The sequence below is a fragment of the Mycobacterium sp. 236(2023) genome, assembly GCF_029623955.1.
GTDB lineage: Bacteria > Actinomycetota > Actinomycetes > Mycobacteriales > Mycobacteriaceae > Mycobacterium.
Genome location: NZ_JARSBP010000008.1, coordinates 14,920 through 35,980 on the forward strand (window position 1 = coordinate 14,920; position 21,061 = coordinate 35,980).

The window sequence follows — 21,061 nt, forward strand, 5'->3', positions numbered from 1 at the left end:
CCTCGGGTAGGCAATCGCGCTCCTACCACGGTAGGAGGACCGAATCGAACCCCGGCACGACGATCCGCGCGGCCGATCTTCGTAACGTCGGAGTATGGCCACCATCTCGCGAACGAGCATCTGGCTGCGCTGGGCTTCGGTGCATGGCGTGCCCCGGACGTTTCTGTCGATGCGGGCGCGACGAGGCGACCCGATGGCCAGTCTGATCCTCGGACGCGGCGACCGCCTGGCGCTGATCGAACAGAACCGCGCCGCCGGACCTCTGGCGCGGACACCGGTCGTCTGGGTCAGCGCCGACTACGAGGTGTGCCGGGCAGTGCTGCGCGACAACGACTTCGGCGTCGCCGACCCCAACGAGACGGGACTCCCCGACGCTCTGCTCGGACTCGTCCGGCGCGTGGATCCGGCACTGCCGAATCCGGTCGAACCGCCCGCCATGCTGATGGTCGACCCGCCGCAGCACACCGAGTACCGGAGGTTGGTGGCGCGCAGTTTCGCACCCAAGTCCATTGCGGCGCTGGATACCCGGATCAGCGAGCTCACCGCGGAGCTGCTCGACGACATCGATCGAACTGACGACGTCGACCTGATCTCCGCCTACGCGGCTCAACTGCCTGCCGCGGTGATCTCGGAGATGCTCGGGGTGCCGGCAACCGAGCGGGCCCGGATCCTCGATTGGGGTAAGACCGTCGCGGCACTGCTCGACATCGGTATCGCGTGGCAACCGTTCCGCGCCGCCATCGAGAGTCTGCTCGACGTCGACCGCTATCTCGACGAACACTTCCGGCATCTGCGCGCCAACGGTGCTGATGGCACACCGTTCAGCAAGCTGGCTCTCGACGGAAGCCTCAACGGTCGCGAGTTGATGTCCAACGCGGCGCTGCTCATCGGCGCGGGGGTCGAGACGACCGTGAACCTGATCGGCAACGGCATCGCCGCGCTGCTCGCGCATCCCGAGCAGCTGGCGATACTGCGCGACGATCCCGGTCGGTGGCCGAACGCCATCGAGGAAATCCTGCGGTACGACAGCCCGGTACAGATGACGGCGCGAGCCGCGCACCGCGACACCGAGATCGCCGGGATACCGATCCAGAAGGGCGCGGTGGTCGTGCTCCTACTCGGCGGCGCGAATCGCGACCCGCAGGTGTTCGACCGGCCCGACGAATTCGACATCACCCGTGACAACGCCCGCGATCACCTGGCCTTCGCCAGCGGTATTCACGTCTGTCTCGGCGCGGCGCTGGCACGAATCGAAGGCGCGACGGCGCTGCGGGAGCTGTTCACCCGCTATCCCGATCTGCACTTGCGGGCGCCCGCGGAACCGCGCGGGCTGGTGAACCTGCACGGATACCGGCGGCTGCCCGCGGTCCTCACGCCGCGGATGTCCGCGCGAACCTCTGTAACTCGGTGACGTCGAACTGACAGCCGCGGCTGCGTAGAGCGGCCTCGGCCCGCGTCAACCATTCGGCCGGCCGGTCTTCGGCGATGACGCGGATGACGATCCAGCCTCGCTGCTCCAGCATCCGGGCCCGCGCAAGGTCCTTGACGTACTGCTGACGGTCCGTGCGGTGATGATCGCCGTCGTATTCGACCGCGACTTTGTACTTGCGCCATCCCATGTCGAGGAACGCCACGGGCCGAGAGCCCTCGAACACCGGGATCTGCGTCTGCGGACGGGGAAACCCGCAGTCCAGCAACCACAGTCGGATCCGGCTCTCGCGCGGCGAGGCCGCGCCGCCGTCGACGAGGGGAAGTACTGCGCGGAGTTGCAGGACACCCCTGGCTCTAGGTCGTCTGTCGGCAAGTTCGACAACGTCGTCAATCTCGTAGTGCTGATTCCACATGAGCGCGTCAAGACGAGCGAGAGCCTCGGGCCTTTCGAGATGGCGACCGAGGTCGAAGGCCGTCCGCACTCGCGACGTGACCGGCAGACCTGAGCGCTGAACTATCTCATCGCTGGAGACCGCTTCGGCACGGGTGACGAGGCCAGCCTGCGATAGCGAATGAACACCCGAGATGTCGATCGGCTGCTCGGGATCCACCCACGGTGCACCATGTAATGCTGAGGCGGCCACTCCGGCGATGACGCCTTTGCGGCCGGTGGCCAACCACGCTCCGACTGCGCGGTCACGCAATGTTGGTGCTGCCCCTTTGCGAATGAAGACCCCTCGGTAGAGCTTCGTGTAGTCGCGTGCCAGCTCATGCCGGGTCGCCACGCCTGCCCTGACTGCCTCGCCGCCGAGAATGACCCTGCCCATGGGTCGTATCGTGCCAACGCCTACCGACAAGTCATGAGATGCGACTTTTGCAGGCGTCTACTCGAACTTTCGCTGCAAAAGTCGAGTTTCGTGCACCTAGGCCATGGCGCGGCGGCCCGCCAGCGCACGGCCCAGCGTCAGCTCGTCGGCGAACTCCAGGTCCCCACCCATGGGCAGTCCCGACGCAATGCGCGTCACCGAAAGCCCCGGGATGTCGCGCAGCATCCGCACGAGGTACGTCGCCGTCGCCTCACCCTCGGTGTTCGGGTCCGTGGCGATGATGACCTCGGCCACGTCGACGCCGTCGACGCGCTCACCGATCCTGTTGAGCAGCTCGCGAATTCGCAGTTGGTCAGGCCCGACCCCGGACAACGGATCCAAAGCACCGCCGAGCACGTGGTAGCGCCCGCGGAATTCGCGGGTCCGCTCGACGGCCTGGACGTCCTTCGGTTCCTCGACGACGCACACCAGCGACGCGTCCCGCCGCGGGTCACTGCAGATGCGGCAGCGCTCCTCGTCGCTGACGTTGCCGCACACCGCGCAGAACGTCACGCCGTCGCGAACCCTATTGAGAACGGCGGTGAGCCGGTCGATGTCCGGCGGCTCGACCGACAGCAGATGGAACGCGATCCGCTGGGCACTCTTGGGCCCGATGCCCGGCAGCTTGCCGAGCTCGTCGATCAGATCCTGGACAGGTCCCTCAAACATTTAGGTACAACCGGTCACATCCCCGGCAGGCCGAGGCCGCCCATGCCGCCGGCCAGCGGGCCCAGCTTGTCGTGGGCGAGGATCGTGACCTGCTTGGCGGCGTCGGCGATCGCGCCGACGACCAGGTCCTGCAACGTCTCGACGTCGGATGGGTCGACGACCTTGGGGTCGATCGATACGCCGATCACCTCGCCGCTGCCCTTCATCGTGACCTGGACCAGACCGCCACCGGCCTGACCGTGCAGTTCGGCGTTGGCCAGCGCTTCCTGCGCCTCCATCAGCTGCTGCTGCACCTGCTGCGCCTGGGCGAGCAGTGCGGACATGTCGGGCTGGCCACCGGGTTCCATGACTGATCCTCTACGTATTGATTGCGTTGCGGTATCGACTTGGTTGCGCTCGCCCTTCAAGCGGCACTTTGGACTTTCAGCGTAGTCGGCACTCGGGCTACCGTGGCGCCGTGCCCATGCCAGCCAGCCTGCGTGTCGGGGCCGCTGTCGTGGCCGCAATCGTCGTCGCGGCGACCCCTGTACTCCCCGCCCAGGCGGCCCCCACCAACATCGCCGGCAAGATCGTCTTCCTCGATCCGGGCCATCAAGCGTCGATGGAGGGGTTGAGCCGACAGGTCCCGACCGGCCGCGGCGGAACCAAGGACTGCCAGGCCAGCGGCACGTCGACCGACGACGGCTTCGCCGAGCACACCTTCACCTGGGACACGACGCTGCGGATCCGCCAAGCGCTCACCGCGATGGGAGTGCGTACCGCGATGTCCCGCGGGGACGACGCCGGCCCCGGGCCCTGCGTCGACGAGCGTGCAGCGATGGCCAACTCGGTCAGACCGAACGCGGTCGTCTCCATCCATGCCGACGGGGGTCCGGCCACCGGCCGCGGCTTCCACGTGCTCTATTCGTCGCCACCGCTCAACGCCGCGCAAGCCGGGCCGTCTGTGCAGTTCGCGAAAGTCATGCGCGACCAGCTCGCCGGCTCGGGCATTCCGCCGGCGACCTACATCGGTCAGTCGGGCCTGAACCCACGGCAGGACATCGCCGGGCTCAACCTCGCGCAGTACCCGTCGATCCTCGTCGAGCTGGGCAACATGAAGAACCCCGTCGACTCCGGGCTGATGAAGTCACCGGAAGGGCGTCAGCGGTACGCCGACGCCGTCGTCCGCGGCATCGTCGCGTTTTTGGGTCAGGGCTAGCGTTCCTCGGCCTGGGTCAGACCGGCCGACCGCCCTCGACCTCACGCTTGAGGTTGGCCAGCACCTCGGCCTGAATCTTTCGCAGTCCGAGCGGGGCGAACGTCTTCTCGAAGAAGCCGCCGATGCCTCCCGCGCCCTGCCAGGACGTCTTCACGGTGACCGACGAACCGGGACCTGCCGGGGCGACGGTCCAGTTCGTCACCATGGACGAGTTGGCGTCCTTCTCGATGACGGTGCGGCCCGCGACGTCGACTGCGGCCTTGACGTTGCGGGAGCGCGACTTGGTCGCCTGTAGCTTCCACTCGACGACGGTGCCCGCCCCCTGTCCTCCTTCGAGAACCCGGTAGCCGCTGTAGTGCGCGGAGAGGATCTTCGGGCGCATGGCCTCGTAGTCCGCGACGGCCGCCAGAACCGTTGCCGGATCGGCGTCGATCAGGACCGTGCTGGACGCGCTGACCTGTCCCATCAGTGAAACTCCTTGTCAAGAGGGGGTCACAGTAGCCTTAAAGGTGCCTGTATGCGGCTCGGTGCGGTCGCACGACGTGCCACTGCCGACTAGCGTATATGTGTGTCTGTTGCCTCGACCGACGCACGGGCCGCTCACGCCGACGGCGTGCAGCGGTTGTTGGCAAGCTTTTCCGCGATTCCCGCCGATGCCACCGTCCGCCTGGCCAAGCCCACCTCCAACCTCTTCCGCGCCCGCGCAAAGACGACCAGCAAAGGCCTCGACACCTCGGGGCTGACCGACGTCATCGCTGTCGACCCGGTGGCGCGGACCGCCGATGTCGCCGGCATGTGCACCTACGAGGATCTTGTGGCAGCGACACTGCCCTACGGACTTTCGCCGCTGGTGGTGCCTCAGCTCAAGACGATCACCCTCGGCGGTGCCGTCACCGGTCTCGGGATCGAGTCGACCTCCTTCCGCAACGGCCTGCCCCACGAGTCGGTGCTCGAGATGGACATCCTCACCGGCACTGGCGATATCGTGCGCGCATCGCCCGAGGAGAACCCCGACCTCTTCCGGGCTTTCCCCAATTCATATGGCACGCTGGGTTATTCGGTGCGCCTGAAGATCGAGCTGGAGCCGGTCAAACCCTTTGTCGCGCTGCGCCATCTGCGTTTCCACTCCGTGCCGGCGCTGGTCGAGACGATGGACCGGATCATCGAGACCGGCGAGTTGAACGGCGAGCGGGTCGACTACCTCGACGGTGTCGTGTTCAGCGCAGACGAGGGCTATCTGTGCGTCGGGTCCCAGTCGGCGACACCGGGGCCCGTCAGCGACTACACAGGTAGCGACATCTACTACCGCTCGATCCAGCACTCCGGCAAGGACACAGCCGAGAAGCACGACCGTTTGACGATCCACGACTACCTGTGGCGGTGGGACACCGACTGGTTCTGGTGCTCAAGGGCGTTCGGCGCGCAGGATCCGCGGATCCGTCGCTGGTGGCCGAGGCGGTACCGGCGTAGCAGTTTCTACTGGAAACTCATCGGCTACGACCAGCGCTTCAACATCGCCGACCGTATCGAGCAACGCAACGGCCGGCCGCCCCGCGAACGCGTCGTGCAGGACGTCGAGGTGCCGATCGGGCGGACCGCCGACTTCATCTCATGGTTCCTCGACACCGTTCCGATCGAACCGATCTGGTTGTGTCCGTTACGGCTTCGCGACGAGCGTTCCTGGTCGCTCTATCCGATCCGGCCGCACCACGCCTACGTCAACGTGGGTTTCTGGTCGTCCGTCCCCGTCGGCCCCGAGGACGGACACACCAACAAGATGATCGAGGGCAAAGTCAGTGAGCTCGACGGGCATAAATCCCTGTACTCCGACGCTTTTTACTCTCTGGACGAGTTTGATTCGTTGTACGGCGGGGAGATGTACAAGACAGTGAAGAAGACTTATGACCCAGACTCGCGTTTCCTGGACCTCTATGCGAAGGCGGTGCGGAGACAATGACCACATTTCGCGAGCAGACGGATGAGCCGGCGCAGGATCCGGACCGGAAGCTGACACTCGCCGAGGTCCTCGAGATCTTCGCCGCGGGCCGTCTGCCGCTGAAGTTCACGGCCTATGACGGAAGTAGTTCCGGCCCCGACGACGCGACGCTCGGTCTCGATCTGCTGACACCACGCGGGACCACCTATCTGGCAACAGCACCAGGAGATCTCGGTCTGGCCCGGGCCTACGTCTCCGGCGACCTGGCGATGCACGGTGTGCACCCGGGCGACCCCTACAACCTGCTCACCGCACTCGTCGAGAAACTGGACTTCAAGCGGCCGCCCGCACGGGTTCTGGCCCAGATCGTTCGTTCGATCGGTCTTGAGCATCTCAAGCTGATCCCGCCGCCACCGCAGGAGCAGCTCCCGCGCTGGCGACGTATCGCAGAAGGACTGCGGCACAGCAAGACCCGGGACGCCGATGCAATCCACCATCACTATGACGTGTCGAACACGTTCTACGAGTGGGTGCTCGGACCGTCGATGACGTACACCTGCGCGTGTTACCCGCATCCCGATGCCAGTCTCGAAGAGGCGCAGGAGAACAAGTACCGCCTGGTGTTCGAGAAGCTGCGCCTCAAGCCCGGGGACCGACTGCTCGACATCGGTTGCGGCTGGGGCGGAATGGTCCGGTATGCCGCCAGCCATGGTGTCAAGACCATCGGTGTGACACTGTCGCGGGAACAGGCAGAGTGGGGCAAGGCCGCGATCGAGCGGGAGGGCCTGACCGACCTCGCCGAGATCCGCCACAGCGATTACCGGGATGTGCGCGAATCACAGTTCGACGCAGTGTCTTCCATCGGCCTCACCGAGCACATCGGCGTCGCGAACTACCCCTCGTACTTCCGGTTCGTCCAGTCGAAGCTGCGCACAGGTGGGCTGCTGCTCAACCACTGCATCACCCGCCACAACAACAGGACCGGCCCGGCGGCAGGCGGCTTCATCGACCGGTACGTCTTCCCCGACGGCGAGCTCACCGGATCCGGGCGGATCATCACCGAGATCCAGGATGTCGGGTTCGAGGTGGTGCACGAGGAGAACCTGCGCCACCACTACGCGATGACGCTGCGCGACTGGTGCCGCAACCTCGTCGAGCACTGGGACGAAGCCGTCGCCGAGGTGGGACTTGCCACCGCGAAAGTGTGGGGACTGTACATGGCCGGGTCGCGAGTCGGCTTCGAGCAGAACGCCATTCAGCTGCACCAGGTGCTGGCCGTCAAGCTCGACGAGCGCGGTGGCGACAGCGGGCTTCCGCTGCGTCCGTGGTGGGACGCCTGACGCGCGCTCAACGCAGTGCGCGCCACGGGGCGAATACGTTTCCCTGCCCGCGCAGCGCGGGGGCCAGCTCGGGATGGTGGCGGGTCAGCACCGACATCATGTCGTTGCCGTCGATCCAGGCCATGCCCTCGGGGGTGTAGATCCTCGGTGTGAAGTCGATGCTGTAGAACCGGTCGCTCTTGAGCCTGCGCGTCGCCATCAGCACAAAGATCCGGAAGGCTGTCTCCCCGAAGGCAAATCCCTTCGGCAGCCGCTCCCCGAACATGCCGACGACGGTGTCGACTTTGTCGATGTCCCCGCCGTAGACGTGCCGCAACGTCTCCGCCGTCTCGAGGTTTCCGCGGCTGATCTCGTCAAAGCTGCGAGCGCGCGGCAGCCGCAGACTCTGCCGGAAGTCGTTGTACCGGGGCACTCCTCGCTCCCGGGACCGCAGCACATCGACGGCGTTGAGGTCGATGACCAGGTTGTCCGTGCGGTCGAAGCGTTCCATGAACCGCGGACTGTTGTGCAGGGCGAGCGCTCCGGCGTTGGCCACGCCCAGCGAGTACATTGCGTTGCCCGCTCCGACCTTCTCCAGCGCGCTGCGTGAGCGGGTGCTGCGGATGTCGTCGAACGAGCACGACAGCGACGGGGCGCCGTCGAGGGCGACGAATCCGAAGTCGTCGGGCAGCAGCGGATGCATGCGGTACACGGTGACGAATTCTTCGGTGACCGAGTACGGCGCTGCGTGATGGTCGGTCGCCGATCCCGGGATACCACTGATGAAATCGCTTGAACTCAGCCGTCCTGCAAGCCTTTTCACCCGCTCACCGGCAGCGCCGAACCAATTCCCGCGCATGCCCTGTTCCAGCGCCGGATGCCCGAGCAGCGCCGGCGTCCATTCGAGGGTGTGGATCTTGGTGATCAGCGCGGTGGTGATGAGCCGCGCCTTGTCGAAGAGTTGATCGTCGGTCCACCGCGGGTACGCCGAGGCGAGTTTGTCGCAGATCGCGTTGTGTTCGTTCATGAACAGCGTGGTGAGCAGTTCCAGGCCCAGCCACCATCCGTCGTTGGTCAGGAACGGATCGGTCTGTGCAGGGTCGGTGCTGATGAACCCGTCGTCGTCGATCGACAGCTTGCCGTTCCTGCCGCTGCGCACCGCCTGTTGGGCAGCGATGGTGCTGCCGTAGATCTGGGAGCCGTCCCACCAGTGGCTGTCGACGTTGAGGTAGGTCTTGGCCCTGCTGCCGCCAGACGCGGTCGGGTCCGACGGCGTCGCGGGAACGCAGACGGGGTCGGTCGGCCAGTCGTAGCCGGCGGGGCGGGGCACTTCGATCATCCGGTCGGTGGTGGTGCCGTGGCTGAACCAGTCGTGCACCTCGAACTGCAGCCACGCCGCAGCCAGCACGTTCACCGTCGTCGCCGGGGTGAACGTCTCGCGGTGCAGCAGTTGCGTGCTGATGGTCATCGGGTTGGGGTCGAGCAGCTGCGGTGGCGCCTCGGCCGGCGCCGACTCGGGCGCGACGTTGCGGCCGAACCGCGTGCCCGCCATGCCCATGGACGGCGCCGAGAGGTCGTTGTAGGAGCCGTCGACAGTCCGCACGGTCAAGTACTCGTGGGGCTCCCGCGCCGGTGCGGGCGGAGGCGCCCCCTCGTGGGTGTCGAACAGGTTGTCCTCGCGCAGCCGGTTGCGGATCCCGACGAGGGTCAGTAGGCCGAGGGTGGGCGGCAGGTTGTCCCAGCCCCAGCGCCGATCGAGGAACTCGGCGAACTTAATGAAGCGGCTCGACATTGCGGCCCCCCCTCCAGGCGATGACCGCGAGCGTCGTGTTGACCGCGGAGATCCCGATGGCGGTCAGCCCCTGTTTGCGAGGCAGGTCGTTGCGAACGGTGGTGACAGTCGCCGACGCCGTGTCGGCGGCATGGATGAGCACCGCCAACTTCTCGGCCCGGCGCAGCTCGTCGCCCGTCAGCAGGAGAAGGTCGAGCCCGATGAGTACGGTCCGGATGCCGAACATCCGGAACGGATAGGTTCCCGACCGGTCGGTCGCGGTGTCGACGCCCAGACGTCCGAGCAGCTTCTCCGGGATCAGGAGGCCGGCGGCCCCGTTGAGGATCCGGATCGCAGCGAGCAGCTTGCGCGCAATTGCGGGGAGTGCCATGCGTTGATCATGGCGTGCTGATCCGGGAGGCGCGTGCGTAGTCGAATACCTGCTTCTCGGTCACTTCCCGCTCAGCCTTCGATGCGGCGTGCCCCCAGCTCGCTCTGAAGAAGCTCCAGCGCCACCTCTTCCGGATCGCGGCGCGGGGCAGCGGGATCGGCGTTGCTCGCCTCGGCGAGCATGCTCTCTTCGTCGTCCTCGGGCGGCGGCGGTGGCTCCTCCACCGGCGCGACGCGCTCGATGCGGGGACGCTGCGGCGTCGGGCGCTGAGGCGGCGGTGCCGCCGGGGCGGCTGCCGCAGGGGCAGCCGGTGCCGAGTCTCCCGTCTCGCACACGATCTTCCAGTTCACCCCGAGCGCATCCTTGAGCGCTTCCCGGATGACGTCGGCGTTGCGTTGTTCCACGAGCCGCTTGGCCAGTGGCGCGGACTCGTGGCTGAGGATCAGCGTGTCGCCCTCGACGGCACGCACGATCGCGCCGGCCAGCATGACCTCGGTGGTGCGGCTGCGCTCGCGAACCTTCTCGCGCACCGTCGTCCACATGCTGCGGACCGCGGCGGCATTCGGCTCACCCGCGGCGACGGCGGCGGCGGGAGTGGCCGGTGGCGCCTCCACCGCGGGCGCGGCGGGCGGCCGCACCGGAGGTGGTGGCGGCGGAGCCGGTGGTTCCGGAACCGGTTCGGGCTCAACAGCTTCGGGCTCAGCGGGTTCGGGCTCGACCGGTTCAGGCTCCGGTTCGGGCGTGGGCGCGGGCACCGGCTTCGCCTCTGACGCCGCTGACGGCGCGGCGACGGCTTCGCTCTTGCGCACGAACTGCTTACGCGGCGTGCCGGACGATCCGGTGCTGATCTCGTCGCTGGCGGGGATCGACATGTCGAGGCGGGTCTCGATGCGCTCGACGCGTTGCAGCAGTGCCGCTTCGGTGTCGCTGGCCGACGGCAGCAGCAGCCGCGCGCACACGACCTCGAGCAGCAGCCGTGGCGCGGTCGCACCGCGCATCTCGCCGAGCCCGGCGTGCACCACCTCGGCGAAGCGGGTCAGCGTCGCCAGCCCGAGCCGCGAGGCCTGATCGCGCATGCGCTCCAGCACGTCCTCGGGTCCGTCGACCACGCCGCGAGCCACCGCGTCGGGTACGGCCTGCAACACGATCAGGTCCCGGAAGCGCTCGAGAAGGTCGGTGGCGAACCGTCGCGGATCGTGCCCGGCGTCGATGACCCCCTCGATCGCCCCGAACAGCGCGGCCGAGTCGTTGGCGGCGAGCGCGTCGATCGCGTCGTCGATCAACGCGACATCCGTGGCGCCCAGCAGTGAGAGCGCTCTTTGGTACGCGACGTGGTTGCCTTCAGCGCCTGCCAGCAGCTGATCGAGCACGGACAGCGTGTCTCGGGGCGAGCCGCCGCCCGCCCGGATGACGAGCGGGTACACCGCGTCGTCGACGTCGACACTCTCGGACGCGATGATCTTCTCGATCAGGGTCCGCATCGTCTTGGGCGCCAACAGCCGGAACGGGTAGTGGTGGGTGCGCGACCGGATGGTCGGCAGCACCTTCTCCGGCTCGGTGGTCGCGAACACGAAGATCAGATGGTCCGGCGGCTCCTCGACGATCTTCAGCAGCGCGTTGAAGCCGGCCGTGGTGACCATGTGTGCCTCGTCGACGATGAAGATGCGGTAGCGCGACTGGGCAGGCGCGTAGAACGCCCGATCGCGCAGTTCTCTGGTGTCGTCGACGCCGCCGTGGCTGGCGGCATCGAGCTCGGTGACGTCGACGCTGCCGCCACCGTTGGGCGCCAGAGCCACGCACGAGTCGCAGACGCCGCACGGGGTGGCCGTCGGACCCTGCTCACAGTTCAGTGAGCGGGCGAGGATGCGCGCCGACGAGGTCTTACCGCACCCGCGGGGACCGGAGAACAGATAGGCGTGGTTGATGCGTCCCGAGTTGAGCGCCGTGGACAGCGGCTCGGTGACGTGTTCCTGGCCGACGACCTCTGCGAAAGTCGCCGGTCGGTACTTGCGGTAGAGAGCCACGGAAGGAAAGGCTACCCACTCGGTCCGACGAGGGACGCGCTACTTGTCGGCCAGCAGGAGTTCGGTGGCCGACAGCAGCGCACACGTCGAGAGCCCGTCGATGGCAGCGCGCAGGTCGGAGATCGCCGGGAACGTCGGCGCGATCCGAATGTTCTTGTCCTCAGGGTCTTTTCGGTACGGGAACGAGGCGCCCGCCTCGGTCACCGCGATGCCCGCATCCTTGGCCAGCGACACGGTTCGCTTAGCCGTACCCGGCAGGACGTCGAGGCTGATGAAGTACCCGCCCTTGGGATCGGTCCACGACGCGATCTTGGAATCGCCGAGGCGGTCTTCGAGGATGTCGAGGACCAGCTTGAACTTCGGTGCCAGCACTTCCTGGTGACGCTGCATGTGCAGGCGCACTCCGTCGGCGTCGCCGAAGAACCGCGCATGGCGCAGCTGGTTGAGCTTGTCCGGGCCGATCGACTTCTTGCCCGCGTGCTGGAGATACCACGCGATGTTGCCGAGCGAACCGCCGAAGAAGCTGACGCCCGCACCGGCGAACGTGATCTTCGACGTCGACGCGAAGACGAGCGGCCGGTTGGCGTGGTTGGCCGCGGCGGCGAGCCCGAGGATGTCGATCTTCTGGGTGAAGTCGTGCGTCAACGTGTGGACGGCATACGCGTTGTCCCACATGATTCGGAAATCGGTTGCGGCGGTTTCCATTTGGACCAGACGCCGCACGACCTCCCAAGAGTATGTGGTTCCGGTGGGGTTGGAGTAGACCGGCACGCACCATATGCCCTTGATGGCGGGATCGGCGGCGACGAGTTCCTCGATGAGATCGACGTCGGGACCGTCTTCGAGCAGCGGCACCGGAATCATCTCGATGCCGAGGCTTTCCGTGATCGCGAAGTGGCGGTCGTAGCCGGGCGACGGGCACAGGAACTTGACGCCGGTGCCGTCGCGCAGATCGTCGATCCACGGCCGCGGCGAATCGACACCGCCGTGCAGGAGCGAGTACACGACGACGTCGTGCATGAACTCCAGGCTGGCATTGTTGCCGGCGATGAGGTTGGGCACGGGGACACCGAGCAGCTCGCTGAAGATCGCGCGCAGCTCCGGCAGCCCGTGCAGGCCGCCATAGTTGCGGACGTCGGTGCCATCGGCGTCCCTGTAGGAATCAGCACCGGGCAGCGTCAGCAAGCCGTTGGACAGGTCGAGCTGTTCGGTGCACGGCTTGCCGCGCGTGAGATCGAGGCGGAGGTTCTTGGCTTTCAGCTCGTCGTAGTTGCGCTGCTGTAGTTCATGCTGTGCGCGCAGATCGTCGAGGCCCAGCGCATGAAACGACACCGCTCGCCTTTCGCTGTCTACCCGGAAATGTAAGGGGACCCCGCGCACCCGCCAGAGCCCATTGACCCTTGCTGCCTTCCGGCCCTGGGGGAGTTCACAGGATAGACGCCGCGCGGGGTCCACGGCGAGTGTAATACCCCGGCGCCCAAGACCCACCAGTGCGCACCTCAGCCGCGGATTTGGGGGACAACCAGGGCGGTCCGCTACCATGACCGGCGGAGGATTCGCCTAGTGGCCTATGGCGCTCGCCTGGAACGCGGGTTGGGTTAATAGCCCTCAGGGGTTCAAATCCCCTATCCTCCGCGCTCGCCCGGGGCGCGACCGGCGCGATGATGCGGTCGCCCCCGGGCATCACGATCGAGCGGGCAACACGATCGAGGAGGAATATGGGCCGCACCGCTGCGGTGATATGGCACGCGTCGTTCTCCATTGCCGCCGGTGTCCTCTACTTCCTCTTCGTGCTACCGCGCACGCTGGAGCTTCTCGGCGACACGTCCCACACGCTCGGCACGGTGCTGCGCATCGTCGCGGGCGCGCTGATCGGTCTCGCCGCGCTGCCTGTGGTGTTCACGTTGCTCCGGACCCGCAGGCCCGAGTTCGGCACTCCGCAGTTGGCGCTGAATCTGCGCACGGCCTCGATCGCGCTTCACGTTCTTGCGGGTGTGGTCATCATCGGCGCTGCGATCAGTGAGATCTGGCTGTCGCTGGATACCGCCGGCCAGTGGTTGTTCGGCGCGTACGGTGCCGCCGGTGCCGTCGCGCTCCTCGGTGTGTTCGCGTTCTACCTAGCCTTCGTCGCCGAACTGCCGCCTCCGCCACCGAAACCGCTGAAGGTCAAGGAACGCTCGGAGCGCCGCGGCCGCAAGGACGCCGCGGTTCACGAAGCGGCCGACGAGCCTGAAGAGGCAGCCGAGGCCGTCGAGGTCGAAGAGAGCAGTGCGGTCGAAGTGACCACAGAGGCCGACGAGGCCCCGGCCACCGAAGACACGGATTCCGGCGCCGAAGACGGGGTAAAGGCCGAGAGTGATGAAACCGAGCCCCAGGCCGCAGACGGCTCGTCCGACGGCAAACTGCAGAATCGCCGCCCGACGGGCAAGGGTTCGGTCCTGGGACGGCGTCGCAAAACCCGCGGCGGCGTGGCCGTCGAGGACTGACGACACCCGTTCACGTCGACAGCAGCCGACGTCGCAGCCACTATTGATGGGTATGGCCCTGATTCGCCGAGCCGGCACCCTGCTGATCGCGTTGGCGGCGCTTCTCGCTCTCGTCGCTCCCATCTCCCCCGCCTCGGCGGCTCCAGCAGATCCTGTCGGCGCATCTGCGCAGGTTGAAGCAGCAGTCGTACGTATCGACACCGCAGTCGACTATCAGGGAGTTGTGGGCCTCGGCACAGGATTCGTGCTCGATCCGGGCGGGCAGGTGCTGACGAACTTCCACGTCGTCCAGGGCGCTGACCGCATCACCGGAACCGTCGCCGGACGCGCGTACCCGGGCCAGTTGGTCGGATACGACCGCAAACGGGACGTCGCGGTGATCCAACTGCTCGGTGCGGGCGGGCTGCCGGTCGCCCCGATCGGCGACGCGAACGTGTTGGCGCCGGGCGAGCCCGTCGTCGCCCTGGGGAACGCGATGGGTTCCGACGCCCCGCTGACCCGCGAGGTCGGCACCTTGACGGCGTTCGGGCGGACCGTGGAAGCCGAGGATGCGCTGACCGGATCCACGGACGAGCTGACCGGCCTCTTCGAGTTCGCGGCGCCCGTGCGGGCGGGCGATTCCGGCGGGCCGGTGGTGAACAGCGTCGGCCAGGTCGTCGGGGTGACGACGGCGGCGTCGGTGAACTTCCGGATGGGCCCCGGCGGTAAAGGCTTCGCGATCCCGATCAACGACGCGATAGGGGTCGCCAACCAGATCCGCGCCGGTGTCCGCTCCGACAGCATTCACATCGGACCGCCCACCTTGCTCGGCGTCGGTGTGCGCACCGCACCGCGCGACGCACCGGGCGTGCTGATTCAGGAGGTCATGGTCGGCGGTCCGGCTGAGCAGGCGGGGCTGGTGGCCGGCGACATCATCACGACGCTCGACGGCACTTCGCTGGACTCGACGAACACGCTCACATCGGTGCTCGATCGCCACTACGTCGGCGATGTCCTCGATCTGACATGGATCGACCGCTCCGGTCAGACCCGCACCGGTAAAGCGGTCCTGACGCCTGACGTCTAATTGACGCAATTTAGTCCAGCTAGACACCGCCAAACCCTATGCTGAGCGAGTGCCCAACACTGCGCCCTATCGCGTCGTCCAGTGGACGACCGGAAACGTCGGAAAGTCTTCGGTCACGGCGATAGCCGCGAACCCCACGCTCGAGTTGGTCGGTTGCTATGCCTGGTCGGATGACAAGGTCGGCAAGGACGTCGGCGAGCTCGTCGGGATCGAGCCGCTGGGCGTCGCCGCCACCAACGACGTCGACGCGCTGCTGGCGCTCAAGCCCGACGCCGTGGTCTACAACCCGATGTGGATCGACGTCGACGAACTCGTGCGCATCCTCGAAGCCGGCGTGAACGTCGTCGCGTCCGCGTCGTTCATCACGGGGCGCAACCTGGGTGACGGACGGGACAAGCTCGCCGAGGCCTGCCAGCGCGGCGGGTCGACGCTGTTCGGCTCCGGCGTCAGCCCCGGATTCGCCGAACTGCTCGCCATCGTGGCGGGCACGGCGTGCGACCGGATCGACAAGATCACCATCGCCGAGTCGGCCGACACCACGCTCTATGACTCCCCCGAAACCGAGCGGCCCGTCGGCTTCGACATGGCCATCGACGACCCGGCTCTGCAGCCGATGGCAGCGAACGGCACCGCGGTGTTCGCCGAAGCGGTGCAGCTCGTGGCCGACGCACTCGGCATCGAACTCGACGAGATCAAGTGCGTGTCCGAATATGCCCAGACCACAGAGGATCTCCCGATGGCGTCGTGGACCATCAAAGCGGGCCACGTCGCCGGGGTGTTCGCCAGCTGGCAGGGCATCTATCAGGGCCGGGCCGTCATCGACATCAACGTCCGGTGGAAGAAAGGCCAGACGCTGGAGCCGGACTGGAAGCTCGACGGCGACGGCTGGAAGATCACCATCGACGGCCGCCCGACGGTCAACATGTCCGTCGGATTCCTTCCGCCCCAGGACATGATCGAGAACGCCAAGACGCTCGAGGACTTCTTCGTGCTGGGCCACATCATGACCGCGCTGCCGCCGATCCACGCCATCGCGGCGGTCGTCGCGGCGGCCCCCGGCATCGCCACGTACAACGATCTGCCGCTGCCTCTGCCCCGCGGAGTCGTACCGAAGGCCTAACCTTGGCCCGGTGAGCTTTCGCGGGTGGTTGTTGTTCGCCGCGATGAGCGTCATCTGGGGCATCCCCTATCTGCTCATCAAGGTTGCGGTGGAAGGGGTTTCGGTCCCGGTGCTGGTGCTCGCGCGCACCGCGGTCGGCGCTCTGGTGCTGATCCCGCTGGCGTTGAGCCGTACCGCGTGGGCGCCGGTTCTGGCGCATTGGAAGCCCGTGGCGGTGTTCGCGTTCTTCGAGATCATCGCGGCGTGGTTGCTGCTGTCCGACGCCGAGCGGCACATCTCGAGCTCGCTGACGGGTCTGCTGATCGCGGCGTCGCCGATCGTGGCGGCCGTGCTCGACAGGGCAACGGGCGGTGGGCAACCGCTGACGCTGAAGCGGTTGGCCGGCCTTGCGGTCGGGCTGGGTGGCGTCGCGGTCCTCGCCGGGCCCGAACTCACCGGAGGCAGCGCGTGGCCCGTCACCGAGGTGCTGTTGGTGGCGGTCTGCTACGCGATCGCGCCGATCGTGGCGGCCCGGTATCTCGGCGATGTGCCGACGCTCCCGATGACGGCGGCGTGCCTCGGCTTGGCGGCCCTCGTGTACGCCGCGCCCGCGGCGGCGACATGGCCTTCCGAGATGCCGGCGACGCGCGTGCTGGTGGCGATCGTGCTTCTGGCCGTCGTCTGTACTGCGTTGGCGTTCATCGTGTTCTTCGCGCTGATCCGCGAAGTCGGCGCGCCGCGCGCGCTGGTGTTCACCTACGTGAACCCGGCGGTGGCGCTGGCTGCGGGCGTGGTCGTGCTGAACGAGCCGCTGACGCCATGGCATCTGGTCGGGCTCGGGTTGATCCTCACCGGGTCGGTGCTCGCGACGCGGCGGCAGGAAAACCCGTTGAGCTGACGGCAGATATGCGGTGCCATCGTGTGATGTCCGATGTCATGCCCAGCGCGATCTGGCCGCACAGGGCATTTCACGATCCTGCGACCATGCCGTCCTCAGAGCCGCGGCGAGTGCGCCCGCACCCGGGCCTGGCATGACAATGCCGCGTCACTACGGGTGACGCGGTCGCTGCCGTATGCCGAGGGCGGCGCTTCTACGGAGATGCGGCGCGATCGCGAGGACACGATGCTGTCGTTCTCGATGACGCGTGCACAGTGGGGATCTGTGCGGCGCAACGACGTTGAGTTTCGCGGCCTGGCGCCGGCACGGGAGTTCCTCGGGGTCTCCTGACGTCGCGAGTTCTGCACACAGGCTGTGAGACCGCCCGCCCAGCGACCCCGACGCAGATCTCGGCGCTACCCGGCGTTCCGGAGCGTGGACGCCACCACCTCGATGACCCGCTGCGGGTTCTTCTCCAGGAAGAAGTGCCCGCCGGTAAAGGTGTGCACGTCGCCGCCGCGCGTCGTGTGGTCATGCCACGCCCGCGCGCCGTCGTCACTGGTCTTCGGATCGTCCGTCGCGGTCAGCACCACGACGGGCGCGGCGATCCCGATGTCGGTACCGCGGTGATACTGCTGCAGCGCGCGATAGTCGTTGCGGAACGCAGGCAGGAACGTCTCCAGCAGCTCGGGGTTGTTGAGCACCCGGGGGTCGGTGCCGCCGAGTTGGCGCATGACCTCGACGAGGCCGGCGTCGTCCTTGCACTCGCGCTCGTCGCCGTAGTGGCTGGGGGCCCGCGAACCCGACGCGAACACCGTCACAGCGGACCGCCCCGCTCGCGCCTCGGACCGGCGGGCGACCTCGAACGCCAGCACCGCGCCCATGCTGTGCCCGAAGAAGGCCGTCGGCGCGTCGGGCAGTGTTCCCAGTTCGGTGTAGATTCGGTCGGCGAGCTCATCGATGGATTCGACGAACGGCTCGTTGTGCCGGTCCTGCCTGCCGGGGTACTGCACGCCGTACACGTCGAACTCGGGTGACAGCGCCGCCGAGAGCGGGAAGTAGTAGCTCGCCGAGCCGCCCGCGTGCGGGAAGCAGACCAGTCGGATGCGCGCCGTCGGCGCCGGGTGGAAGTTGCGCAGCCAGCGACTGCGGGGAGGTTGGGTCATGGCGCCGGGGGCGTCTCGGCGGGAGGCTCCTCGCCTGGCGGCGGGCCGGGAGGCGGCGGGGGCGGCCCGTCGATCACGCGCAGCACGTTGGCCGACAACCGCGCGCCGGGTGCGACCTCCACGGAGACGTCTTTCATGATCTCGGCTTGCTGGCCGGTGACGGTGAACTTGCCGGGCTGCGGCGCGAGACCGCCGACCACCTCATACTCAACGGTGAACGGGGTCTCCGGAAATGCATGCCATCCAACGTATTTCGGGTCGATCGTGTAGGTGTACAGGCACAACGTGCCCGCCGGGTCGCAGGCCTGACCGCTGACGTTGACGGCGATCTCGAACTCCTTGGCCTCCGGGATCGCAGGCGGCGGCGGAGTCGGCGGCGTGTATCGGGGGGTCGCCGCTTCCTGCTGCTGGTCGCGGTTGCCGAAGATCATGAAAGATGCGATACCGATGCCGCTGGCCAGCATGCCCACGATCGCCACGGCAGCGAGCAACTTTCGAATGGTGTTGACCGGCATGCACTGCAGGGTAGCCAACGACCTCAGTCGGCGATGCGATTGCCGTCTTCGTCCCAGTGCGCCGCGACTTTCTTGCTCGGCTGCACCCGCGGCGGTTCGCCCGGCATCTTCGGATAGCTGGGCGGGTAAGGCAGGTCGCCTTCGCCGCGCTCCTCCTCGTCGGCCTTGGCCATCTCCAGCAGCTTGGCGATCGACTGCGCCCTCTTGTCGATGTCGGCCCACGGATCCGGACGGCCTGCGACGAATTCGGGCACCGTCGCGATCGTGTAGTCGTCAGGCTCGGCGCCGCGCAGTTCGTCCCACGTCAGCGGTGTCGACACCGTGGCGATCGGCGTCTTGCGCACCGAGTACGCCGACGCGAACGTGCGGTCGCGGGCGTTCTGGTTGTAGTCGATGAAGAGCCGTTTCCCCCGCTCCTCCTTCCACCACGACGTCGTCACCGCGTCCGGTGCGCGTCGCTCGACCTCGCGTGCCAGCGCGATCCCCGCCCGGCGCACCGCGATGAAATCCCAATCCGTGGCGATGCGCAGGAAGACGTGCACACCGCGTCCCCCGGAGGTCTTCGGGTAGCCGACCAGGCCGAGTTCGTCGAGCAGCGGCTTGAGTACGTCGCAGGCGACCTCGCGGGCTTCCTTGAACCCGGTCCCCGGCTGCGGGTCGAGGTCGATGCGCAGTTCGTCGGGATGCTCGGTGTCCGGGCAGCGCACCTGCCATGGGTGCAGCGTCACGGCGCCCATCTGCGCGGCCCACGCGATCGCCGACGGATGGGTGATCTTCAGTGCGTCGGCGGTGCGGCCGGACGGGAATGTGACAGTGCAGGTTTCGAGAAAGTCGGGATGCTTCTGCGGTACCCGCTTCTGGTAGATCTCCTCGCCGTCGATGCCGTCGGGAAATCGTTGCAGGTGCACGGGCCGGTCGCGCAGTAGCGCCACCATGTGGTCGGCCACCGACAGGTAGTAGTCGACGAGCTTGCCTTTGGTGCCGTCCTTGCCGAGCTTCGGAAAGTAGGGCTTGTCCGGGTTGGTCAGGCGAACCTTCACCCCGTCGACGTCGAGTTCGGTTGCGGGGCTTGCCATCAGGATGTCTCCAGAACGTCGTAGAGATCGAAGTTCAGCGGCACGTCGAGCTGGTCGAATCGGCAGCTCTCGGGATCCCGGTCGGGTCGCCAGCGTAGGAACTTCACCGCGTGCCGGAACCGCTGGGCTCCGCTGTTGCCTTCCATCTGGTCGTACGCCACCTCGCAGACCTTCTCGGGCCGCACCGGGATCCAGCGCTTGTCGGCGGCGGAGTTCCAGCGACTGGCCTCCCCGTCACGCACTTCGTCACCGATCCGCAGCGGCTCCAGGTCGGCCAGCAGCGACAGCCTTGCCTTGGCCGTGAAAGATGCTGCGCCGCCGACCATCTGGAGCTCGCCGTCGTCGCGGTGCAGGCCGAGCAGGATCGAGCCGACCCCTTCACCGCTCTTGTGGATGCGGTAGCCGATGGCCACACAGTCGGCGTCGCGGTGGTGTTTGACCTTGATCATCTCCCGCTTGCCCGGCAGGTACGCGCCGTCCAGGCGCTTGGCGATGATCCCGTCGAGTCCCGCCCCTTCGAATTCCTCGAGCCACGTCGCACCGAGCTCAGGGTCTTCGGTGGTACGGGTGACGTGACACCATTCCTTCTCGTTGACCGCGTCGATCAGCGCCTCGCGCCGTGTCCGGAACGGCTCTTTCATCAGCGAGGTGTCCCCGACCGCAAGGGCGTCGAAACCGATGAAGTGCGCCGGGGTTTCCGCCGCGAGTTTGCGGACGCGGGAGTCTGCGGGGTGGATCCGCTGGCTCAGCGACTCCCAGTCGAGCCGGGTCCTTCCGCTGAACTCGCGCGGCACGACGATCTCACCGTCCAGGACGCAGCGCGGCGCCAGCTCGGCGCGCACGGAGTCGAGGACCTCGGGGAAGTAGCGGGCAAGATCCTTGCCGCTGCGGGAGAGCAAAACGACGTCATCGCCGTCGCGGAACACCACCGCCCGGAACCCGTCCCATTTGGGCTCGTAGGACCAGACCCCTGCGTCGTCGGGAACCTTGGTCGCAGCTTTCGCCAGCATCGGCTCCAGCGGCGGCGTCACGGGAAGGCTCACGGTGTTCATACTCACCTAGACTCGGCCGCGCCGACAATGTCATCGGGCGCTTCCCGCGGTAAGTGGGCGTATCGTTGCGGGGACGATTTCAGCAGCGAGGTCGGGCTGTCACCACGAGATCCGAACGT

The 21,061-nt window shown here is 67.1% G+C and carries 21 protein-coding genes, 1 tRNA gene and 1 other RNA gene; 10 read left to right on the plus strand and 13 right to left on the minus strand.

Going from position 1 to position 21,061, the window contains the following annotated elements:
- Nucleotides 1-94: 94 nt before the first annotated feature.
- Nucleotides 95-1,411 carry a cytochrome P450 gene (locus tag P9A17_RS26690; RefSeq protein WP_278041783.1) on the plus strand — a complete coding sequence of 439 codons (1,317 nt, stop codon included), beginning with the start codon at nt 95-97 and terminating at the stop codon, nt 1,409-1,411.
- On the opposite strand, the gene P9A17_RS26695 is transcribed toward P9A17_RS26690, so the two are convergent.
- The 3 genes from P9A17_RS26695 to P9A17_RS26705 form a co-directional block, all read right to left on the minus strand.
- Nucleotides 1,371-2,258: a DUF559 domain-containing protein gene (locus P9A17_RS26695; RefSeq protein ID WP_278041784.1), complete on the minus strand. Its 888-nt coding sequence runs from the start codon at nt 2,256-2,258 to the stop codon at nt 1,371-1,373. The two genes, P9A17_RS26690 and P9A17_RS26695, sit on opposite strands and share 41 nt — an antisense overlap.
- 96 nt (nt 2,259-2,354) lie before the next feature.
- Complete coding sequence (gene recR / locus P9A17_RS26700; protein ID WP_278041785.1) at nt 2,355-2,966, minus strand: recombination mediator RecR; 612 nt, start codon at nt 2,964-2,966, stop codon at nt 2,355-2,357.
- A gap of 14 nt (nt 2,967-2,980) precedes the next feature.
- Nucleotides 2,981-3,313, minus strand: a complete 333-nt coding sequence (locus P9A17_RS26705) for a YbaB/EbfC family nucleoid-associated protein (RefSeq protein ID WP_278041786.1) — start codon at nt 3,311-3,313, stop codon at nt 2,981-2,983.
- Nucleotides 3,314-3,429: 116 nt separating this feature from the next.
- Between P9A17_RS26705 and P9A17_RS26710 the strand changes: the two genes are divergently transcribed.
- Nucleotides 3,430-4,164, plus strand: a complete 735-nt coding sequence (locus P9A17_RS26710) for an Rv3717 family N-acetylmuramoyl-L-alanine amidase (RefSeq protein ID WP_278042039.1) — start codon at nt 3,430-3,432, stop codon at nt 4,162-4,164.
- A gap of 16 nt (nt 4,165-4,180) precedes the next feature.
- Here P9A17_RS26710 and P9A17_RS26715 read toward each other — a convergent pair whose 3' ends face one another.
- Complete coding sequence (locus P9A17_RS26715; RefSeq protein ID WP_278041787.1) at nt 4,181-4,630, minus strand: SRPBCC family protein; 450 nt, start codon at nt 4,628-4,630, stop codon at nt 4,181-4,183.
- 102 nt (nt 4,631-4,732) lie between these two features.
- Between P9A17_RS26715 and P9A17_RS26720 the strand changes: the two genes are divergently transcribed.
- Both P9A17_RS26720 and P9A17_RS26725 read left to right on the plus strand, forming a co-directional pair.
- Entirely contained in the window at nt 4,733-6,121 is a 1,389-nt protein-coding gene (locus tag P9A17_RS26720) for an FAD-binding oxidoreductase (RefSeq protein WP_278041788.1), read from the plus strand.
- Entirely contained in the window at nt 6,118-7,440 is a 1,323-nt protein-coding gene (locus P9A17_RS26725; protein WP_278041789.1) for a class I SAM-dependent methyltransferase, read from the plus strand. Before P9A17_RS26720 ends, P9A17_RS26725 begins: the two co-directional genes overlap by 4 nt.
- 7 nt (nt 7,441-7,447) lie before the next feature.
- Here P9A17_RS26725 and P9A17_RS26730 read toward each other — a convergent pair whose 3' ends face one another.
- The 5 genes from P9A17_RS26730 to ffs all read right to left on the minus strand — a co-directional run bounded on the left by P9A17_RS26730 (nt 7,448) and on the right by ffs (nt 13,061).
- Nucleotides 7,448-9,211, minus strand: a complete 1,764-nt coding sequence (locus P9A17_RS26730; protein WP_278041790.1) for a peroxidase family protein — start codon at nt 9,209-9,211, stop codon at nt 7,448-7,450.
- Nucleotides 9,192-9,581: a hypothetical protein gene (locus tag P9A17_RS26735; RefSeq protein ID WP_278041791.1), complete on the minus strand. Its 390-nt coding sequence runs from the start codon at nt 9,579-9,581 to the stop codon at nt 9,192-9,194. Before P9A17_RS26735 ends, P9A17_RS26730 begins: the two co-directional genes overlap by 20 nt.
- A gap of 71 nt (nt 9,582-9,652) precedes the next feature.
- On the minus strand, nt 9,653-11,605 hold the full coding sequence (locus P9A17_RS26740) for a DNA polymerase III subunits gamma/tau (RefSeq protein ID WP_278041792.1): 1,953 nt from the start codon (nt 11,603-11,605) through the stop codon (nt 9,653-9,655).
- Between the two features lie 39 nt (nt 11,606-11,644).
- Complete coding sequence (locus tag P9A17_RS26745; protein ID WP_278041793.1) at nt 11,645-12,937, minus strand: aminotransferase class I/II-fold pyridoxal phosphate-dependent enzyme; 1,293 nt, start codon at nt 12,935-12,937, stop codon at nt 11,645-11,647.
- 29 nt (nt 12,938-12,966) lie between these two features.
- Nucleotides 12,967-13,061: signal recognition particle sRNA small type (gene ffs, locus P9A17_RS26750), an RNA gene on the minus strand.
- 93 nt (nt 13,062-13,154) lie between these two features.
- On the opposite strand from ffs, the gene P9A17_RS26755 reads away from it, so the two are divergent.
- From P9A17_RS26755 to P9A17_RS26780, 6 genes are all read left to right on the plus strand, one after another.
- Nucleotides 13,155-13,240, plus strand: a tRNA-Ser gene (locus tag P9A17_RS26755).
- An 83-nt stretch (nt 13,241-13,323) separates the two neighbouring features.
- Nucleotides 13,324-14,091 carry a hypothetical protein gene (locus P9A17_RS26760; protein WP_278041794.1) on the plus strand — a complete coding sequence of 256 codons (768 nt, stop codon included), beginning with the start codon at nt 13,324-13,326 and terminating at the stop codon, nt 14,089-14,091.
- Between the two features lie 46 nt (nt 14,092-14,137).
- The gene (locus P9A17_RS26765; protein ID WP_278041795.1) at nt 14,138-15,157 is read left to right on the plus strand and encodes a S1C family serine protease; all 1,020 of its coding nucleotides are present in this window, start codon (nt 14,138-14,140) and stop codon (nt 15,155-15,157) included.
- A 49-nt stretch (nt 15,158-15,206) separates the two neighbouring features.
- Nucleotides 15,207-16,277: a dihydrodipicolinate reductase gene (locus tag P9A17_RS26770; protein WP_278041796.1), complete on the plus strand. Its 1,071-nt coding sequence runs from the start codon at nt 15,207-15,209 to the stop codon at nt 16,275-16,277.
- Nucleotides 16,278-16,287: 10 nt separating this feature from the next.
- Entirely contained in the window at nt 16,288-17,154 is an 867-nt protein-coding gene (locus P9A17_RS26775) for a DMT family transporter (protein WP_278041797.1), read from the plus strand.
- A 156-nt stretch (nt 17,155-17,310) separates the two neighbouring features.
- Complete coding sequence (locus P9A17_RS26780; protein ID WP_278041798.1) at nt 17,311-17,484, plus strand: hypothetical protein; 174 nt, start codon at nt 17,311-17,313, stop codon at nt 17,482-17,484.
- Between the two features lie 65 nt (nt 17,485-17,549).
- On the opposite strand, the gene P9A17_RS26785 is transcribed toward P9A17_RS26780, so the two are convergent.
- From P9A17_RS26785 to P9A17_RS26800, 4 genes are read right to left on the minus strand one after another with little or no spacing between them, the layout of a single operon-like run.
- Nucleotides 17,550-18,299 (minus strand): alpha/beta fold hydrolase, encoded by a 750-nt coding sequence (locus P9A17_RS26785; protein ID WP_278041799.1) that lies wholly within the window; start codon nt 18,297-18,299, stop codon nt 17,550-17,552.
- A complete protein-coding gene (locus P9A17_RS26790; protein ID WP_278041800.1) occupies nt 18,296-18,814 on the minus strand; it encodes a hypothetical protein in 519 nt (172 codons plus the stop codon). The genes P9A17_RS26785 and P9A17_RS26790 overlap by 4 nt, the downstream gene beginning before the upstream one ends.
- A gap of 23 nt (nt 18,815-18,837) precedes the next feature.
- Nucleotides 18,838-19,890, minus strand: a complete 1,053-nt coding sequence (gene ligD / locus P9A17_RS26795) for a non-homologous end-joining DNA ligase (RefSeq protein ID WP_278041801.1) — start codon at nt 19,888-19,890, stop codon at nt 18,838-18,840.
- Nucleotides 19,890-20,942: an ATP-dependent DNA ligase gene (locus P9A17_RS26800; protein WP_278041802.1), complete on the minus strand. Its 1,053-nt coding sequence runs from the start codon at nt 20,940-20,942 to the stop codon at nt 19,890-19,892. Before P9A17_RS26800 ends, ligD begins: the two co-directional genes overlap by 1 nt.
- Between the last annotated feature and the right edge of the window lie 119 nt (nt 20,943-21,061).

What these genes read in the sequence shown, in the direction of transcription:
- P9A17_RS26730 (WP_278041790.1), bottom strand. Translation starts at nt 9,211, where the DNA reads ATGTCGAGCCGCTTCATTAAGTTCGCCGAGTTCCTCGATCGGCGCTGG.
- P9A17_RS26715 (WP_278041787.1), bottom strand. Translation starts at nt 4,630, where the DNA reads ATGGGACAGGTCAGCGCGTCCAGCACGGTCCTGATCGACGCCGATCCG.
- P9A17_RS26690 (WP_278041783.1), top strand. Translation starts at nt 95, where the DNA reads ATGGCCACCATCTCGCGAACGAGCATCTGGCTGCGCTGGGCTTCGGTG.
- P9A17_RS26800 (WP_278041802.1), bottom strand. Translation starts at nt 20,942, where the DNA reads ATGAACACCGTGAGCCTTCCCGTGACGCCGCCGCTGGAGCCGATGCTG.
- P9A17_RS26760 (WP_278041794.1), top strand. Translation starts at nt 13,324, where the DNA reads ATGGGCCGCACCGCTGCGGTGATATGGCACGCGTCGTTCTCCATTGCC.
- recR (WP_278041785.1), bottom strand. Translation starts at nt 2,966, where the DNA reads ATGTTTGAGGGACCTGTCCAGGATCTGATCGACGAGCTCGGCAAGCTG.
- P9A17_RS26695 (WP_278041784.1), bottom strand. Translation starts at nt 2,258, where the DNA reads ATGGGCAGGGTCATTCTCGGCGGCGAGGCAGTCAGGGCAGGCGTGGCG.
- P9A17_RS26790 (WP_278041800.1), bottom strand. Translation starts at nt 18,814, where the DNA reads ATGCCGGTCAACACCATTCGAAAGTTGCTCGCTGCCGTGGCGATCGTG.
- P9A17_RS26765 (WP_278041795.1), top strand. Translation starts at nt 14,138, where the DNA reads ATGGGTATGGCCCTGATTCGCCGAGCCGGCACCCTGCTGATCGCGTTG.
- P9A17_RS26705 (WP_278041786.1), bottom strand. Translation starts at nt 3,313, where the DNA reads ATGGAACCCGGTGGCCAGCCCGACATGTCCGCACTGCTCGCCCAGGCG.
- P9A17_RS26725 (WP_278041789.1), top strand. Translation starts at nt 6,118, where the DNA reads ATGACCACATTTCGCGAGCAGACGGATGAGCCGGCGCAGGATCCGGAC.
- P9A17_RS26735 (WP_278041791.1), bottom strand. Translation starts at nt 9,581, where the DNA reads ATGGCACTCCCCGCAATTGCGCGCAAGCTGCTCGCTGCGATCCGGATC.
- ligD (WP_278041801.1), bottom strand. Translation starts at nt 19,890, where the DNA reads ATGGCAAGCCCCGCAACCGAACTCGACGTCGACGGGGTGAAGGTTCGC.
- P9A17_RS26710 (WP_278042039.1), top strand. Translation starts at nt 3,430, where the DNA reads ATGCCAGCCAGCCTGCGTGTCGGGGCCGCTGTCGTGGCCGCAATCGTC.
- P9A17_RS26785 (WP_278041799.1), bottom strand. Translation starts at nt 18,299, where the DNA reads ATGACCCAACCTCCCCGCAGTCGCTGGCTGCGCAACTTCCACCCGGCG.